The sequence below is a fragment of the Actinophytocola sp. genome, from assembly GCF_035712165.1.
GTDB lineage: Bacteria > Actinomycetota > Actinomycetes > Mycobacteriales > Pseudonocardiaceae > DASYTH01.
This window is the reverse complement of the sequence record NZ_DASTBH010000086.1, coordinates 19,267-35,882: the sequence shown is the minus strand read 5'-3', so window position 1 is coordinate 35,882 and position 16,616 is coordinate 19,267. Positions and strand designations below refer to the sequence as shown.

Sequence of the window (16,616 nt, the reverse complement as noted above, 5' to 3'; positions counted from 1 at the left end):
CGGCGATGACCTACGCGCTGGACGCCGCGTTCGTCCGCGCCGTGGACGACGACGAGGTGCGGGTGATCGTGCTGGCCGGGGCCGGCAGCCATTTCTCCGCCGGGCACGACATCGGCAGCCCGGGCCGCGACGTCGACGTCTCCTTCGAACGCAAGGCCGTGCTGTGGTGGGACCACGTCGACAAGGACGGCGGGGATTCGCGCTTCGCCAGGGAGAGCGAGGTCTACCTGGGCATGTGCCGGCGCTGGCGGGAGATTCCCAAGCCGACCATCGCCATGGTGCAGGGCGCCTGCGTGGCCGGCGGGCTGATGCTGGCCTGGGTGTGCGACCTGATCGTGGCCGCCGACGACGCGTTCTTCGCCGATCCGGTGGTGCGGATGGGAATTCCGGGAGTGGAGTACTTCGCCCATCCCTGGATGGTCGGTCCGCGCGCGGCCAAGGAGATGCTGTTCACCGCCGGCCGGTTCGACGCCGAGCGGGCCTACCAGTTGGGCATGGTCAACCGGGTGGTGCCCGGGGCCGACCTGGAGACCGAGACGTTCGCGCTGGCCGCCCGGATCGCCGAGCTGCCCCGGTTCGGTCTGGCGCTGGCCAAGAAGGCGGTCAACCAGGCCGAGGACCAGATGGGCCTGCGCACCGGCATGGACTCGGTGTTCGGCCTGCACCACTTCGCGCACGCGCACAACGCCGAGGTGCACGCCGACCCGCTGGCCGGTCTCGACGCCCGGTCCATGCGGGATGGCACCAGATAGCACGACGTGGCACGACTGGGTACTCTCCGAAACCGTGAGCGCATCCGCCGACGCCACACCGGCCGAGATCACCCAGCGTGACCTGCGCCGCAGGTCCGGGGAGATCATGGATTCGGTGGCAGGTGGAAAGGCGTTCATCGTCACCCGAAACGGCTTTCCAATTGGCGAGCTGATCCCCCTGCGGCGGCACCGAACGGTGACCCGTGAGCAGTTCGCGGCTCTGTCGGCCAACGCTCCGTTGATCGACTTCACCAGGTTCCGCACCGACTTCGACGCGGTGTCCGACCCCGAGTTGCGAGATCCGTATGCCCCTTGACGGCCATGGATTACTGGACACGAACATCGTGATCCTGCGCAGGCGGATAGATCACGACCAGCTTCCGGCCCATATGTCCATCAGTTCCATCACCCTCGCCGAGCTGTCCGCCGGCCCGCACCACACCGAGGACCCGCAGGAACGTGCCCGGCGCCTCGACGTGTTGCAACGCGCCGAGGCGGCGTTCGACCCGCTGCCCTTCGACACCGAGGCCGCGCGGGCGTTCAACCAGGTCTGCGCCGCCGTGCTGGCCGCCGGCCGCAAGACCCGCGGCCGGGTGTCCGACCTGATGATCGCCAGCGTGGCGATCGCGAACCGGTTACCCCTGTTCACCGCCAACCCCGGCGACTTCGAGGGGCTGGAGGACCTGCTGACCGTGGTGCCGGTCAGCGTGCCTCTGAGTCGATCGCCAGCCGGCCTTCCTGGATGACCACCCGCAGGACCCGGTGCTCGGCCTTGTCGGCGCCGTCCTGCCCGGTGTAGGTGACGTCCACCGGAACGTTCACCGATCCGTCCGGGTTGGGCGTGACACCGCGCGCGTTGCGGGCGCTGACCTGCTTGAACTGCGCCCAGTACTGCTGGAACTTCTGCTCGTCGCCGAACGCCGCGCGGCCCTTGTCGGACAGCATCGCCCAGGTGGCCTGCGGGTTGGCCGCGCCGCTGTAGTAGTCGATGACCAGCCGGCCGGCCTGCGACCAGTCGATCGGGCCGGACACCGGCACCACCGGTGCGCTGCTGCCGGCGCTCGGCGCCGAGGTGCTCGGCGGCGCGCCGGTGCTGGTGTTCGAGGCGATCCCGCCGGTCGGCTGCCGGGCCGAGTTGATCAGCATCGCGGTGATCACGCCGGCCACCGCGAACGCCAGCACCAGCACCACGACCAGGACCGTCCGGCGGGAGGACCGGCCCGGCCCGGCGGGAGCGGGCGACGGCGTGCCGGGCGGGGGTGTGGCGGGCCGGGGCAGGGTGCGGGTGGCCCCCACCGGCGGCGGCTCCGGCTGCCGGACCGGCACGGTGAGCTGTTCGCCGACCTCGATGCGGCGCGTCTCCAGGTTCTCCAGGCTGGTCGCGGCCTCCGCCATGGTCGGCCGCTCGGATGGCTCGGCCCGCAGCATGTGCATCAGCACGGCGGTGAGCGGGCCGGCGTTGCGCGGCGGCGGCACGTTTCCGGAGGCCACCGCGTGCAGCAGGGCCAGCGGGTTGCTGTTGGTGCCGAACGGCGGGCTGCCCTCCACGGCGTGGTAGAGCGTCGCGCCGAGGGCGAACACGTCGGACTCCCGGCCGGGCTGGTTGCCCCGGGCGACCTCGGGGGCGAGGTAGGCGGGTGTGCCGGCGAGCATCCCGGTCTGCGTGATCGTGGCGTCACCCAGGGTGCGCGAGATGCCGAAGTCGGTGATCTTCACCAGGCCGGTGTCGTCGAGCAACACGTTGGCGGGCTTGACATCCCGGTGCACGATCCCGGCCTCGTGCGCCGCGGTCAGCGCCGCGGCCACCTGTGCGCCGATCTTGCCGACCTCGACCGGCGGTAACGGGCCCTGCTCGGAAAGCACCGCCGATAAGCTCCGGGACCGCAGGAACTCCATGATCAGCCATGGGTTTCCGTCGTGGTCGGCCACATCGAACAACGCGATCGCGTTGCGGTGCTGTAATCGGGCCGCGGTACGCGCCTCCCGCATGGCCCGCCGGCGGGCGTCCTCGGCCTCCGACTCCGGCAATCCCGGCCGGGTGAACAACTGCTTGATCGCGACAGTGCGCTCCAGCCGCTCGTCCTGGGCCCGCCAGACGACACCCATTCCGCCGCTGCCAACGGACTCCATCAACCGGTAGCGTCCGGCGACCAGCTGCCCCGTCTCGATGATCAGACTCCTCGGTTACGTGTCCTCACCCCGGTCCCGCGCCACCCTGGAGACTATCCGATTGGTCGTCGCCGACGGACGACCCCTGGCCAACCAAGCAGTTGTTTGGTTCACTGAGCAGGTGGTTATCGCGCTGAGCGACGAGCAGCGCGCGCTGCGAGACAGCGTGCGGCAACTACTGTCCCGCGAGTGCGACAGCGCGGCGGTGCGCCGGGCGGCCGGCAGCGCCGACGGGTTCGACCGCACGCTGTGGAGTCGGCTGTGTACCGGAATAGGCGTGGCGGGCCTGGTGGTTCCGGAAACCTACGGCGGACTGGGCGCCGGCGGCGGGGAACTGCACGTGGTACTCGCCGAACTGGGCCGCGCACTGTGTCCCGGACCACTGCTCGGCTCCGCTGTCGTTGCCGCACAGGCGATCCTGGCCGCCGGCGACGCGGACGCCTGCCGGACCCTGCTGCCCGGCATCGCCGCCGGCACGACGATCGCGGCGCTGGCCTGGGCCGGACCGGACGGTCGCTGGGGTCCCGGCGCCGCCGCCTTCGCGTCCACTGTGGACAATGAGTTGACCGGCACGGCCCACTACGTGCTCGACGCGGCCGGCGCCGACGTGCTGATCGCGGTGGCCCACACGGCGGACGGCACCGCGCTGTTCCAGGTCGACCCCGCCCAGCCCTCGGTCGAGCGCGCGGCGGTGCCCACCATGGACATCACCCGCCGGCTCGGCACCGTGCGCCTGACCGGGGCGCACGCCCGGCGGCTCGGTCCGGCGACCGGGCTCGCCCGGGTGCGGGACCTGGCCTGGGTCGCGCTCGCCGCCGAGCAGGCCGGCGCCGCCCGGGCCTGCCTGGAGCAGACCGTGGCGTACAGCAAGGACCGGGTGCAGTTCGGCCGGCCGATCGGCTCCTTCCAGGCCCTCAAGCACCGGATGGCCGACATGTACGTGCTGGTGGAGACCGCCGAGTCGGCCGCGCTCGCGGCCGCCGCCGCGACCGGGCCCGAACTGCCGCTGGCCGCGGCGGTGGCGCGGGAGCACTGCTCCGAGGCACTGTGCACGGTGGCCGCCGAGATGACCCAACTGCACGGTGGAATCGCGATCACCTGGGAGCACGACGCCCACCTGTACCTCAAGCGCGCCCACGCCGCCGCCCGCCTGTTCGGCCGGGCCGACCCACGCGCGGTGCTGTCCTACGCCCGCAGCGCCGCCACCCCCGCGACCAGTCTGTCCACATCGGACTCACTGGTGTAGGGCGCGATCCCGGCCCGCACCGCGCCGACCCCGGCCAGACCGAGCCGGCGCGCGCACTCCGGCGCGTAGAACATCCCGGCCGGCGCGTTCACCCCCGCCTCGCCGAGCCGCCGGTACACCTCCGCCGACGGCACCCCGTCCAGCGCGAACAGCACGGTCGGCGTGCGCGCCCGGTCCGGCGACCCGTACAGCCGCACCCCGTCGATCCCGGCCAGCCCGGACTCCAGCCGCAGCCGCATCGCGTTCTCGTGCTCTTCCATGGCGGTCAGCGACACCGTCAGCCGCTCGCGCCGGGAACCGTTGCCCGGCACCAGATCCGCCAGGAAGTCGACGGCGGCCGTGGTCCCGGCGAGCAGTTCGTAGGGCAGCGTGCCCAGCTCGAACCGCTCGGGCACGGTGTCCGGCATGGGCAGCAGCCGGTCCGGCTGCAGCGTCGCCAGCAGCGCGGGCGCGGCGGCCAGCGCACCCAGGTGCGGCCCCAGGAACTTGTACGGCGAGCAGGCGTAGAAGTCCGCGCCGAGCGCGCGCATGTCGACCAGGGCGTGCGGGGTCAGGTGCACCCCGTCCACGTAGACCAGCGCGCCGGTCGCGTGCGCGTGCGCGGCGATCGCGGCCACGTCCGGGCGGGTACCGACCAGGTTGGCCGCGCCGGTGACCGCGACCAGCCGGGTGCGCTCGGACACCAGTTCGGTCACCGCCGCCACCGGAAGCTCGGCGGTCACCGGGTCGAGCTCCGCCCACCGCACGGTCGCCCCGGCCGCCTGCGCCGCCTGCACCCACGGCCGGATGTTCGCGTCGTGGTCCAGCGAGCTGACCACGATCTCGTCGCCCGGCCGCCAGCCCTTGGCCAGCGCCCGGGAGATGTCGTAGGTGAGCGCGGTCATGCTGCGCCCGAACACCACGCCGGCCGGGTCGGCGAAGAGCAGGTCGGCGATGGCCTGGCGGGCGGCGCCGACGATCCCGTCGGCCCGGCGCTCGGCCACGGTGTTCGCGCCGCGGTTGGCGACGGCGGCGCGCAACGTGGCCGCGACCGCGTCCGCGACGACGTCCGGGGTCTGCGACCCGCCCGGGCCGTCGAAGTGCGCGGCGCCCTCGTCCAGGGCGGGAAAGTGTGCCCGCACGGCGGTGACGTCGTAGGTCGATACAAGGGTCATGGAGCCATCTCAGCACGCACCCGGGCGGCGCGGACCGCGGCGGACAACGCCTCGATGTCGAACGCGCCGTGGTGGCGCCGCCCGTTGACGAAGAACGTCGGCGTGCCGGACACCCCGCTCAGGTCGGCGGAGTCGACGTCCTCGGCGACCCGGCCTGCGCCGGTATGCTCGCGCAGGTCCGCGAGGAACCGCTCGACGTCCAGGCCGAGCCGCTCGGCGTAGCCGAGCAGGTGCGGCGGGCGCAGTTCGTCCTGGTGGGCGAAGAGCAGCTCATACATCTGCCAGAACCTGCCCTGCGCCCCGGCCGCCTCGCTGGCCTCCGCGGCCAGCGCCGCGTTGGGGTGCACATCGGTCAGCGGCAGGTGCCGCCAGACGTAGCGCAGGTCGCCGAAGTCGGCCAGCAGCTCGCGCACCACGGGCTCGGCCATCCCGCAGTACGGGCATTCGAAGTCGCCGTACTCGACCAGGGTGACCGGCGCGGCGACCGGGCCCCGGATGTGGTCGCGCTCCGGGTCGACGTCCACGGCCAGGTCCACGAGGGTCTCGGCGGTGCCCACCAGCGCCCGGGCTGGCAGCAGCGCGGCGAGCCGGGACACCAGGGCGGTGAGCACGGCGGCCAGCAGCGCGGCGGACAGGATGCCGAACTTCGCCTCCTCCAGCCGCGGCCCGGTGAACGCCAGCGTGGCGATCAGGAGCGAGACGGTGAAGCCGATGCCGGACAGCGTGCCGGCGCCGGCCACGGCCGCCCAGCCGACCGGCGGACGGATCCGGCCGCGGCTCAGCCAGGTCAGCAGCGCGGAGCCGCCCACGATGCCGACCGGTTTGCCGGCCACATAGCCCAGCACGATGCCCAGCGTGACCGGCGAGGTCACCGCGCCGGCCAGGAAGTCCATGCTGATCACGATCCCGGCGTTGCACAGCGCGAACAGCGGCACGATCACGAAGCTGGTCCACGGATGCCACAGCGCGGCCAGCCGCTCGTTGGGCGAGATCGCGGCCCGCATCCCGAGGTCGGCCTCCCGGGCCAGTTCGGGTGTCGGCTGCTCGCGGAACAGCCGGAACAGGTCGCTGGCCCGTTCCAGGTCGCCGCGGGACGCCGGGTAGGCATAGGTCAGCAGGCCCATCGCCAGGCCGACGATGACCGGCTCCACCCCGGAGTGCACCAGCGCGACCCACACCGCGACGCCCAGCCCGAAGTACAGCGGCCCGAAGCGCACCCCGGCGGCCCGCACGGCGAGGATCACGCCGAAGATCCCCACGGCGACGAGCAGCGCCGGCACGGACAGGTGGCCGCTGTACGCCGTCGTGATCACCAGCAGCGCGACCACGTCGTCGACCACGGTGACGGTCAGGATGAAGGCGCGCAGCCTGCTCGGGAACCGGGACCCGGCCAGGGCCAGCACGCCGAGCGCGAACGCGGTGTCGGTGGACATCGCCGCACCCCAGCCGATCGCGGTGCCGGTGCCGCCGTTGAGCGCGAGGTAGATCAGCACCGGCAGGGCCATCCCGGCCAGGCCGGCCACCACCGGCAGGGTCAGCCGGCGCCGCTCCCGAAGCTCACCCATGTCGAACTCGCGGCGCGCCTCCAGCCCGATGACGAAGAAGAACAGCGACATCAGCCCGGCGTTGACCCAGTGCCGCAGCTCCAGCGCCAACCCGTGATCACCGATAGTGATCGAGACCTGGGTGCTCCAGACCGCCTCGTACGAGGACTGGTGCAGGTTGGCCCAGAGCAGCGCGGTGACCGCGGCGGCCAGCAGCACGACCGCGCTCGCGGTCTCGGTCCGCAGGAAGACCCGCAGCGGCGTCGGCAGGTTACGGGTCCACGCGGTCCGTTTCGGGTCAGGCCCGACAGCGTTCGTCACGCGTGGATTCTGGCCGAGGGAGGGGAATTACCACGAATGGACTAGCCCCTCGCGTTCACCCCGTGAGCCGGATGGGGCATGATCGGTGACTGTCGGCATGACACGCCGTCACGCAGAGCGACGACACGGGGTTCTTCATGGGAGCGAACGGCCCCCGCCCGGGCATGGGCAGGGCCTGGCTCGGCTACCTAGCGGTCGGGTGTGCGGCGATCATCGGTTACTACCTGATCCCCGCCCAGGGCGCCGGCATCCCGACCCGGGTCGCGGTGTACTGCGCGATCAGCGCGTCCGCGGCGGTGGCCGTGCTGGTCGGCGTGCTGCGCCGGCGCACCGGCTATGTGCTGCCCTGGGTTCTGCTCGGGCTGAGCCAGGTGATCTACGCCGCCGGCGACACGGTCTTCTACGTGCAGCACTACCTGCTCGGCCGGACCGGCTACCCGTCCCCGGCCGACCCGCTCTACCTCGCGCACTACCCGCTGGTCGTGGTCGCGCTGCTGCTGTTGATCCACCGGCGCGGCCGGGACCTGCCCGGCGCGCTGGACACCTCGGTGCTCGCCGTGGTCGCCGCGATGCTGTCCTGGCTCTACCTCATCGGCCCGCAGGCCCGCTCCGGCGCGCCGACGCTGGTCACCGTCACCTCGGTGGCCTACCCGGTGATGGACCTGGCGATGCTCGCCGTGGCGCTGCGGCTGGTGCTGGGCGGCGGCCGGCGCTCCCCGTCGCTCGCGCTGCTCACCACCAACCTGCTGGCGATCTTCACCGCGGACACCCTCTACGTGCTGCAACAGGTCACCGGGACCTACCGGCCGGGCAACTTCCTGGACGCGATCTGGCTGTCCGGCAACCTCGCGCTCGGCGCCGCGGCGCTGCACCCGACCATGACCCGGATCGGTGAGCCGGCCGCGGTGAGCGAGCGGATGATGAGCCGGGTGCGGCTCGGCGGGCTGTGCGTGGCCGCGCTGATCGCCCCGGCGACCCTGCTGGTCCAGTACGCCACCGGCGCGCTGCACGACGTTCCGGTGATCGCCGGCGCGTGTGCGGTGCTGTTCGTGCTGACCATCCTGCGGCTGCACGGGCTGGTGCTCGACCAGCGCCGGCTGGCCATCACCGACAGCCTGACCGGCCTGCACACCCGCCGGTTCTTCGAGGCCCAACTGCCGCTGGAGGCCGAGCGGGCCAAGCGCGACGACGGCTCGATGGCCGTGGTGATCGCCGACGTCGACCGGTTCAAGTCGATCAACGACCGGTACGGCCACCCGGCCGGGGACCGGGCGTTGGTGGAGGTCGCCCACCGGCTGCGCGCGGTGACCCGGGCCGGGGAGGTGCTGGCCCGCTACGGCGGCGAGGAGTTCGCGCTGCTGGTGCCGGACGCGCACCCGACCGACCTGCCGGCAATCGCGCAGCGGCTGCGGGACAGCGTGGCCAGCAGCCCGATCGCGGTGACCGAACGGGACTGGATCGCGGTCACCGTCTCGGTCGGCGCGGCCTGTCACCCGCAGCACGGCAGCGACCCGGCCAAGATCGTCGCGGCGGCGGACCGGGCGCTGTACGCGGCCAAGGCGGCCGGCGCGGACCGGGTCGTGGTTCATCCGGACCGGGACAACGGCGGCGACCCGGCGATGATCGACTACCTGTGCCGGATCGCCGACCAGGTGGACGTGTCCCTGTCCAGCTACCAGCGCAGCCTGGCGATCGGCGAATGGGCCCGGGTGCTGGCCGCCGAGCTGGGCCTGGACGAGCCGGCCGTGCGGCGCACCGCACTCGCCGGGCGGCTGCACGACATCGGCAAGATCGTGATCCCGGAGACCGTGCTGACCAAGCCGGAGCCACTGTCCGAAGCGGACTGGCGGCTGATGCGGGAACATCCGGACTACGGCTACCGGCTGGCCCGCACGGTGCCCGGGTTCTCCTCGGTGGCCCAGGTGATCCGCCAGCACCACGAGCGCTACGACGGCGCCGGCTACCCGCAGGGCCTGTCCGGTCAGTCGATCCGTCCGGAGGCCCGGGTGCTCGCGGTGTGCGATGCCTGGGCGGCGATGCTGCTGGACCGGCCGCACCAGCTCGCCCGCACCATGGCGGAGGCCCGCCTGGAACTGCGCCGCGGCCGGGGGACCCAGTTCGACCCGGACATGGTCGACCTGTTCCTCGACCTCCAGCTCGACGGTCAGGTCGGCAGGTTGGCAAGCAAGGTGACGTTCACGCCTTAACGGGAGCTTTCCACGGTGTTCCAGAACATCAGCTCGTAGCCCTGCAGCAGCCGGCCGTGCTCGACGGCGGCGTCCAGCGGCACGCCAGCGTCCAGCCCGGCCTGCACCGCCGCCAGCGCCTGCTGCTCCAGTTCCGGTACCGGAGAGGCGAAGAAGTCGAAGAAGGCGCACGCCTCGTCGCCGAACCCGTAGTGCTCGCGCAGCGCCGCGCCGAGCGTGGCGCAGTACCCGCCCCAGGCGGCGAAGTTGGCCAGGATGGCGAGCACCGCGGCGGCCGGCTCGGCGTTGAGCGCGAGCCAGGCGAGGAACGCCGGATAGGCCTGGCAGCCCGGTCGCGGCTGGTAGGCACGCACGGCGGACTCGTCGAGCCCGGCGGCCGCGGCCAGCGGGGTGAGCATCGGCAGGGCGAGGCTCTCGCCCTGGGCGAGCCCGGCGAAGAACCCGCGGGCGGCCGGCTCCGGCGCCCGGGCGGCCAGCGTCAGAAAGCTGCGCCAGTCGCTGGTCACGATCCGCTGCTCCTCCGCGGCCAGCGCCCCGATCGCCGCCACCGGCGCCTTCCCTTGCGCGACAAGCGGTACGAAGCTGTTTTCGGCCTCGTCCGGGGCCAGTTCGCGACGGATGTCGTCGAGCAGTTCCTGCGCCGAGCGGCTCATCGGGTGCGCTCTCCCTTCCTCGGTTCGCACGCTCCGCCGATCGGCCCAACCCGCCGGCCATCCAACGGACGCCATCTTCCAGGTCCTACAAGAATCCTATAAGCGGTCGCATCGCCGGCGACCGCGCGCAACCGCCGGCCGAACCGGGCGTCTCTCGATGTGAAAAGCGAAGAGCGCCAGGAACAATACCGAGGAGTACCGGCAATGAGCGTCACCACAATGCGGATCGCGGGAATTTTCGCCGGCGGAATCGTCGCGCTGGTCACCACCGCGTGCGGAACGTCGGAGAGCCCCGCGCCCGCGCCCGCCGGTACCCCGAGCCCGAGCGTCACCACCGTCACCGTGTCCGCCAAGCCCGCCCCGCCCGCCGCCAAGCCCGCTCCGGCGGCCGCCGCCAAGCCGGCCGCACCGGTGCTCGGTCCGACCGCCTTCGGGCGCGTCAAGCTGGGCACGACGTTCGACCAGGCCCGCAAGGCCGGTTTTGTCCATGAGTACGAACTGCCGCCGGATCAGGGATGTGGCGTCTACAAGCTGTATGTCGGCGGCCGAATCACGCCCGAGGGGCTCGCGGTCGGCGCGACGGCGGCAAAGGCGAAGTCGGTTTATCCGCAGCTCGACCTGGACGACGTGAAACAGCTCAGCCGGGCGAAGGTCAGGGTGCCCGGAAACGCGAATGCCGTTTACCGGCTCGGTTTCAAGAATGGCGCCGTCGCGGACATCACCCTGCAGATGCGCGACCAGAAGTGCTACGAGTAGTGGCCCTCGCTGGTCGATGGGGCCGTTCGCCCGCATGGGGGTGCGGGCGAGCGGCTCCTTGTTCGTTCAGATCCAGTCGTCCGGTCCGGTCCAGGTGACCAACCCGTCCAGGAAGCCGCGCTCCGGGCGGGTTTCGGCGTAGTCGCCGCGGTAGAACAGCAACGGGCGGGCGGCATCCGGTTCGCCCATCGCGGTCACCCGGCCGATCACCACGACATGGTCCCCGGCGTCGTGCGCCGTCTCGACCGCACAGTCGATCCAGGTGAGCACGCCGGCCAGCACCGGGGTGCCGGACGGCGCGGGGAACCAGGCGGTCGCGGCGAACCGGTCCGCACCGGGCCGGCCGAACGCGGCGCTGATCCCGCGCTGCGCCTCGGTCAGCACGTTCACGCAGAACCGGCCGGTCCGCGCGATCACCGGCCAGGTCCGGGAGTTGCGCCCGGGACAGAACAGCACCAGCGGAGGATCCAGCGACAGCGCGGCGAACGCCTGGCAGGTGAACCCGACCGGTTCGGCGTCGTCCAGCGCGGTCACCACCGTGACGCCCGTGCAGAAATGCCCGAGCGTCCGCCGGAACCGCTGCCCGGTGATCATCCCGGGGCCCGGGCGCCGACGCTGAAGTCGTGACCCCACAGGCTGACCGCGGTGCTCTCCCGGGCGATCCAGCGCTCGTCGTCGACCGTGCGGCCCTCGCAGCCGAACTCCACGTCGAACCCGCCCGGGGTCTTCATGTAGAACGACATCATCAGGTCGTTGACGTGCCGGCCGAGCGTGGCCGACATCGGCACCTTGCGGCGCAGCGCGCGGTCCAGGCACAGCCCGACGTCGTCGGCGTTCTCCACCTCGACCATCAGGTGCACGATCCCGCTCGGCGTGGGCATCGGCAGGAACGCCAGGCTGTGGTGCCGGGGGTTGCACCCGAAGAAGCGCAGCCAGGCCGGCGGTCCGTCGGCGGGCCGCCCGACGAACTGCGGCGGCAGCCGCATCGAGTCGCGCAGCCGGAACCCGAGCACGTCCCGGTAGAAGTGCAGGGCCGCCGCGTCGTCCTGAGTGGACAGCACCACGTGCCCGAGGCCCTGCTCCTCGGTGACGAACCGGTGGCCGTACGGGCTGACCACCCGGCGGTGCTCGAGCGCGGCGCCGTGGAAGATCTCCAGCGTGTTGCCGGAGGGATCCTCGACCAAGATCAGGTCGGTGACCCGGCGGGCGGCCGCCTGCGCCGCACTGCCCTCCTTGTACGGCACGCCGGCCGCTTCCAGCCGCCCGCACACCTCGCCCAGCCCGGCCACGTCGGCCACCTCCCAGCCGGAGGCGACCAACCGGTCGGTCGGGCCGGGCACGATCACCAGCCGGGCCGGGAAGTCGTCCATTCGCAGGTACAGCGCGTCCGGTTCGGCCCCCTTGCCCTCCACCATGCCGAGCACCTTCAGGCCGAACTCGCGCCAGCGCGGCATGTCCGTCGCCTCGATGCGCAGGTAGGCCAACGACCGGATGCCCATCAGGCACCTCCCAGAAAGTCCATGGCCAGGCGGTTGAACTCCGCGAACCGCTCCAGCTGCGCCCAGTGCCCGCACCGGCCGAACACGTGCAACTGCGCGCGCGGGATGAGCTTGAGCGCGGCCAGCGCGCCGTCCAGCGGGTTGACCCGGTCCTCCCGCCCCCAGATCAGCAGCACCCGCTGGCGCAGCCGGTAGGCCTCCCGCCAGAGCATCCCGTCTTCGGCGGTGTCCGGGCGGGTGAACGACGCGCCCATGGCTGCCATGGCGCGCATCGACTCCGGGTCGCTGGCGAGCTCGAAGCGGTGCGCCACCAGGTCGTCGGTGATCAGCGACCGGTCGAACACCAGCGTGCGCAGGAACTCCGCGAGCTTGTCCCGGGTCGGGCCGGGCGGCGCGGCGAACGCGTAGAGGCGTTTGACACCCTCGGTCGGATCCGGTGCGAACACGTTGAGCCCGAGCCCACCCGGGGCCATGAGCACCAGCCGGCCGGCCCGGTCCGGATGCCGCAGCGCGAACCGGACGGCCGTGCCGCCGCCGAGCGAGTTGCCGACCAGGTGCGCGCGGTCGATGGACAGCTTGTCCAGCAGGGCAAGCAATGCGTCCGCGGCGAAGGTGAAGTAGTGACCGGTGATCTCCGGCTTGTCGGAGTGTCCGAACCCCGGCTGGTCGACCAGCAGAGTTCGGTACCGCCCGGCGAAAACCTCGAGGTTGCGGCCGAAGTTGCCCCACGCGGACGCGCCCGGCCCGCCGCCGTGCAGCATCACCACCGGCGGCGCGTCCGGCGGACCCGCCTCGTGGTAGTGCAACCGGATGTCGCCGACCCCGGCGTAGTTGCTGGTGGCGGCGAAGCGCTCATGATCTGCCCGGTCCGCTGCCAATCCATTGACCAGCGCATCGTCACCAGCGGGGTGGTCAGATCCAGGCATCCTGAACCCTCAGGCCGAGTTCCGCCTGGCCGAACATGGCCAGTGCCCGTTCCGGATCGTTGATCGCGTGCACCCGCCCGGCGTGTGCGTCCCGCCAGAACCGCTGGATCGGGGTGCCCACCCGCAGCGCCCGGCCACCCGCGCTCTCGAACAGCCGGTCCACCGCCGCGATCGCGGCCGTGGTGGCGTTCACCTGGTCCCGCCGGACCCGCATGCGCAGCGGGAACGGGATCTTCTCGCCCGCGCTGGCCAGCGCCATCTCCTCGTTGATGTTCCGCTCGATCTGCAGGACCGCCGCGTCGATCCGGCTGGCCGCGTCGGCGATCCGCAACTGGTTGAACGAGTCCTCGGCGGCCCGCCCGCCCGTGGAGGCCCGCACCCGCTCCCGGGTGTGCCCGAGGTAGGCCTCGTAGGCCCCGGTCGCCATGCCGATCACCGGCACCGAGATCGAGCAGGAGAACACCGACGCGAACGGCAACCGGTACAGCGGCCCCGGGTTCGCCTCCTGCCCCGGACACACGCACCTTCCGGTGTCCACAAAGGACAGCGTGCGGTGCTCCGGCACGAACACGTCCTCGACGAGGAGGTCGTTGCTCCCGGTGCCCCGCAGCCCGATCGCGTCCCACACGTCGTCGATGCGGTAGTCGGCCCGGGGCAGCAGGAACGTCCGGAAGTCGGTCACCGCCCCGTTCTCGTCCACCACCAACCCGCCCACGAATGCCCACCCCGCGTGGTCGCATCCCGACGAGAAGCTCCACTTCCCGCTGAACGAGAACCCGCCGGGCACCGCCCGCGCCCGCCCCATCGGCGCGTACGACGAACACACCCGGGCATCCTGGTCCTCGCCCCACACCTCCCGCTGCGCCCGGTCGTCGAACAGCGCCAACTGCCACGGGTGACACCCCAGCACCGAAGCCACCCACCCCGTCGACCCGCACGCACTCGCGATCAACCGCACCGCCCGGTAGAACTCGACCGGATGCGCCTCCAGCCCGCCGTACCGCTCCGGCTGCAACAGCCGGAAGAACCCGGCCTGCTCCAAAGCCTTGATCGACTGATCGGAAATGCGCCGCGCATCCTCCGTCTCCTGCGCCCGCTCCCGCAGCACCGGCAACAGCTCACGCACGGCCGCTACGACCTGTTCGTACATGCCCCTACACTAGAACACGTTCTCGTTTCTGTACATCCTCGCAGCTCAGACCCTGTGGACAACCATTTGCACGAACGCCCGACCCACGGCATGCTGTCCCGCAACACCACGAGGAGGGGACCCATGACGCACGAAGATGATCTTCCCGAGCGAGTCACCAGGCTCGAACGCCAGATGAAGCGGTGCCGCGTGGACTCCACCGCCGCCCGCGTCCTCGCCAGCGCCGCCGATCGCGACGTCGCCGAGTTCCGCACCACCTATCACTGCCCAACGAAGGTCCTCAACGCGCTGCGCGAAACCCAACTCGCACATGACGAGAAGCTGAAACAGCACGACACCCGGTTCGACCGGCTCGAAACCAAGTTCGACGAGCTCGAGGCCAAGATGACCGATGGCTTCAGCACCGTGGCCGTCGGGCAGGCACAGATCACCGCGCTGCTCACCATCGCCATCGGCAAGTCCGAGGGAGAAGCCGACTAGGCCTGTTTCGAAAGTGCTCCGATCAAGCGACCAGCGGCGCGCACCCCGACCGAAGGCCCGGATCTGTGGCGGCAGGCCGCCCAGGTGCCAGGCCGGCGATGCGCGGCGACAACGACCTGCCCCGCAGATCCGATCGCGCGCGCCTGATGAAACACAGCCTAGACGTTGCTGCCGGCGCGGCGGCCGGAGAAGACGCAGTCGGCGAGGGACAGGCCGCTGACGTAGGAGTTGGAGCAGATGCCCACGGCGGTGCGGCCGGCGGCGTAGAGGCCGGGGACGGGGGCGCCGGTAGCCGTCAGCACCGCGCCGGTGTCCTCGTCGACGGCCAGGCCGCCGAGGGTGAGCATCGGGCACGGGAAAACGTTGCGGGACGAGCAGTCGATCAGCGTGAACGGCCCCTCGGTGAGCGGGTGCACCAGGTCGGGGTGCTTGCCGAACCGGTCCGGCGTCCCGTCGTTGTATGACGCGAGCGTGGCGCACAGGCCATCCGCGTCGATGCCGGCCCGCCGGGCGATCTGCTCGACCGGACCGCGCAGGCCGGACGCGAGCAGGTAGCGCGCCTGAAGCCGTTGGAACCACAGGGTTTCCGAACCGAGCTGGCGCCGGGCCAGGCGCCGGGTCGGTTCGTCGACGAGCAGCCAGGCCCGGCCGGCGTGCTCAGTGATCATCTTGTGGCCGATCGCCGCGCCGTAGCTGGACTCGTCGACGAACCGCTGCCCGGTGGCGTCGACCAGGATGCCGCGCAGCAAGGCGCTGGGCGGGTTGAGAAAACGCCAGGCCGACACGTTGCCCAGCCGGGCGGTGGCCGCGCCGGCCGAGATCCCCAGTCGGATTCCCGACCCGTCGTCGCCCAGCGTGCCCAGCGGCAGCCCGCCGCGGAACTCCGGCGCGTGCTCGCGCAGCATGGCCCGGTTGGCGACGAACCCGCCCGCGGCGAGCACCACGCCGCGCCGGGCGGCCACCCGCACCGGCCGCCCGTAGGCCCGTTCCAGCGCGGTGATCCGCCGGGCCAGCCGGCGCGCGACGGCCGGCACGTACAGCCCGGGTTTGCTGGCATAGCGGTACAACAGCGCGTGCGCGCGCCGAACCCGGCCCGGCGCGGCGGAAAGCGACCAGCCCGCCACGCCCGCCACCCGGCCGTCCTCGACGACCAACTCCCGGATCCCGGTCTGCGCCAGCACCCGCGCCCCGGCCCGCGCGGCCGCACCGGCGAGCGCACCGAACAGCACCCGCCCCGAGGTGCCCCGCCCGTGCGCCCGGTGGCCGCGCGCCGCCGGGGTCGCCACCGACCGGTACGGCCAGGCACTCTCGCTGCCCGACTGGTACAGGTAGAACTCGTTGCTTGGGTAGGACGTCTTGTACGGGCACAGGCTCGCCTGGAACGGCACCCCCTGCCGGCCCAACCAGTCGATCATGCCGGGGCTCTCCGCGCAGAACCGCCGCAGGGTCGCGGGCGACACGGCGTCGCCCACCTCGGCGGTCAGGTAGCCCAGCATCGCCCCGACGCTGTCCGCCACCCCGGCCGTGCGCTGGATTTCCGTGCCGCCGCCGGCATAAACCACCCCGCCGGAGACCGTGGTCGCGCCGCCTCCGGTGAACCGGTCGACCACCAGGACGTCCGCGCCGCGCCCGGCCGCCTCGATGGCCGCGCACGCGCCCGCCGCGCCGAACCCGACCACCACCACGTCGGCCCGATCGTCCCAGGTGGTATCCACCGCAGCCTCCCGACACTCGCCACAAACTATAACGTGTTCTAGTA

16 protein-coding genes are annotated in these 16,616 nt (G+C 72.0%); 7 read left to right on the top strand and 9 right to left on the bottom strand.

What is annotated here, in order from left to right:
* The 3 genes from VFO68_RS04485 to VFO68_RS04475 form a co-directional block, all read left to right on the top strand.
* The coding region (locus tag VFO68_RS04485; protein ID WP_325156857.1) for an enoyl-CoA hydratase at positions 1 to 752 on the top strand (752 nt) is incomplete at its 5' end.
* Between the two features lie 34 nt (positions 753 to 786).
* On the top strand, positions 787 to 1,068 hold the full coding sequence (locus VFO68_RS04480) for a type II toxin-antitoxin system prevent-host-death family antitoxin (protein WP_325156856.1): 282 nt from the start codon (positions 787 to 789) through the stop codon (positions 1,066 to 1,068).
* The gene (locus tag VFO68_RS04475; protein WP_325156855.1) at positions 1,058 to 1,498 is read left to right on the top strand and encodes a type II toxin-antitoxin system VapC family toxin; all 441 of its coding nucleotides are present in this window, start codon (positions 1,058 to 1,060) and stop codon (positions 1,496 to 1,498) included. Before VFO68_RS04480 ends, VFO68_RS04475 begins: the two co-directional genes overlap by 11 nt.
* Here the strand turns inward: VFO68_RS04475 and VFO68_RS04470 are convergent.
* Positions 1,455 to 2,882 (bottom strand): serine/threonine-protein kinase, encoded by a 1,428-nt coding sequence (locus VFO68_RS04470; RefSeq protein ID WP_325156854.1) that lies wholly within the window; start codon positions 2,880 to 2,882, stop codon positions 1,455 to 1,457. The two genes, VFO68_RS04475 and VFO68_RS04470, sit on opposite strands and share 44 nt — an antisense overlap.
* A 160-nt stretch (positions 2,883 to 3,042) precedes the next feature.
* Between VFO68_RS04470 and VFO68_RS04465 the strand changes: the two genes are divergently transcribed.
* Complete coding sequence (locus VFO68_RS04465; protein ID WP_414635458.1) at positions 3,043 to 4,167, top strand: acyl-CoA dehydrogenase family protein; 1,125 nt, start codon at positions 3,043 to 3,045, stop codon at positions 4,165 to 4,167.
* On the opposite strand, the gene VFO68_RS04460 is transcribed toward VFO68_RS04465, so the two are convergent.
* Positions 4,107 to 5,321 (bottom strand): cysteine desulfurase-like protein, encoded by a 1,215-nt coding sequence (locus tag VFO68_RS04460; protein ID WP_325156853.1) that lies wholly within the window; start codon positions 5,319 to 5,321, stop codon positions 4,107 to 4,109. The genes VFO68_RS04465 and VFO68_RS04460 overlap by 61 nt on opposite strands.
* Positions 5,318 to 7,186, bottom strand: a complete 1,869-nt coding sequence (gene nhaA / locus VFO68_RS04455; protein ID WP_325156852.1) for a Na+/H+ antiporter NhaA — start codon at positions 7,184 to 7,186, stop codon at positions 5,318 to 5,320. The genes VFO68_RS04460 and nhaA overlap by 4 nt, the downstream gene beginning before the upstream one ends.
* 137 nt (positions 7,187 to 7,323) lie before the next feature.
* On the opposite strand from nhaA, the gene VFO68_RS04450 reads away from it, so the two are divergent.
* The gene (locus VFO68_RS04450; protein ID WP_325156851.1) at positions 7,324 to 9,393 is read left to right on the top strand and encodes a diguanylate cyclase; all 2,070 of its coding nucleotides are present in this window, start codon (positions 7,324 to 7,326) and stop codon (positions 9,391 to 9,393) included.
* On the opposite strand, the gene VFO68_RS04445 is transcribed toward VFO68_RS04450, so the two are convergent.
* Complete coding sequence (locus tag VFO68_RS04445) at positions 9,390 to 10,046, bottom strand: transcriptional regulator (protein ID WP_325156850.1); 657 nt, start codon at positions 10,044 to 10,046, stop codon at positions 9,390 to 9,392. The two genes, VFO68_RS04450 and VFO68_RS04445, sit on opposite strands and share 4 nt — an antisense overlap.
* A gap of 204 nt (positions 10,047 to 10,250) precedes the next feature.
* Between VFO68_RS04445 and VFO68_RS04440 the strand changes: the two genes are divergently transcribed.
* Entirely contained in the window at positions 10,251 to 10,802 is a 552-nt protein-coding gene (locus tag VFO68_RS04440; RefSeq protein ID WP_325156849.1) for a hypothetical protein, read from the top strand.
* Between the two features lie 66 nt (positions 10,803 to 10,868).
* Here the strand turns inward: VFO68_RS04440 and hsaB are convergent, their stop codons facing one another.
* Genes hsaB through hsaA form a run of 4 tightly spaced genes read right to left on the bottom strand, consistent with a single transcriptional unit; the run spans position 10,869 to position 14,377 of the window.
* Positions 10,869 to 11,396, bottom strand: a complete 528-nt coding sequence (gene hsaB, locus VFO68_RS04435; protein WP_325156848.1) for a 3-hydroxy-9,10-secoandrosta-1,3,5(10)-triene-9,17-dione monooxygenase reductase subunit — start codon at positions 11,394 to 11,396, stop codon at positions 10,869 to 10,871.
* Positions 11,393 to 12,301: an iron-dependent extradiol dioxygenase HsaC gene (hsaC, locus tag VFO68_RS04430; RefSeq protein ID WP_325156847.1), complete on the bottom strand. Its 909-nt coding sequence runs from the start codon at positions 12,299 to 12,301 to the stop codon at positions 11,393 to 11,395. Before hsaC ends, hsaB begins: the two co-directional genes overlap by 4 nt.
* Positions 12,301 to 13,179 (bottom strand): 4,5:9,10-diseco-3-hydroxy-5,9,17-trioxoandrosta-1(10),2-diene-4-oate hydrolase, encoded by an 879-nt coding sequence (gene hsaD, locus VFO68_RS04425; RefSeq protein ID WP_325156846.1) that lies wholly within the window; start codon positions 13,177 to 13,179, stop codon positions 12,301 to 12,303. Before hsaD ends, hsaC begins: the two co-directional genes overlap by 1 nt.
* A 34-nt stretch (positions 13,180 to 13,213) precedes the next feature.
* Complete coding sequence (hsaA, locus tag VFO68_RS04420; protein ID WP_325156845.1) at positions 13,214 to 14,377, bottom strand: 3-hydroxy-9,10-secoandrosta-1,3,5(10)-triene-9,17-dione monooxygenase oxygenase subunit; 1,164 nt, start codon at positions 14,375 to 14,377, stop codon at positions 13,214 to 13,216.
* Between the two features lie 123 nt (positions 14,378 to 14,500).
* Here hsaA and VFO68_RS04415 point away from each other — a divergent pair, with 123 nt between their 5' ends.
* Positions 14,501 to 14,857: a hypothetical protein gene (locus VFO68_RS04415; protein ID WP_325156844.1), complete on the top strand. Its 357-nt coding sequence runs from the start codon at positions 14,501 to 14,503 to the stop codon at positions 14,855 to 14,857.
* A gap of 158 nt (positions 14,858 to 15,015) precedes the next feature.
* On the opposite strand, the gene VFO68_RS04410 is transcribed toward VFO68_RS04415, so the two are convergent.
* Positions 15,016 to 16,572, bottom strand: a complete 1,557-nt coding sequence (locus VFO68_RS04410) for an FAD-binding protein (protein WP_325156843.1) — start codon at positions 16,570 to 16,572, stop codon at positions 15,016 to 15,018.
* Between the last annotated feature and the right edge of the window lie 44 nt (positions 16,573 to 16,616).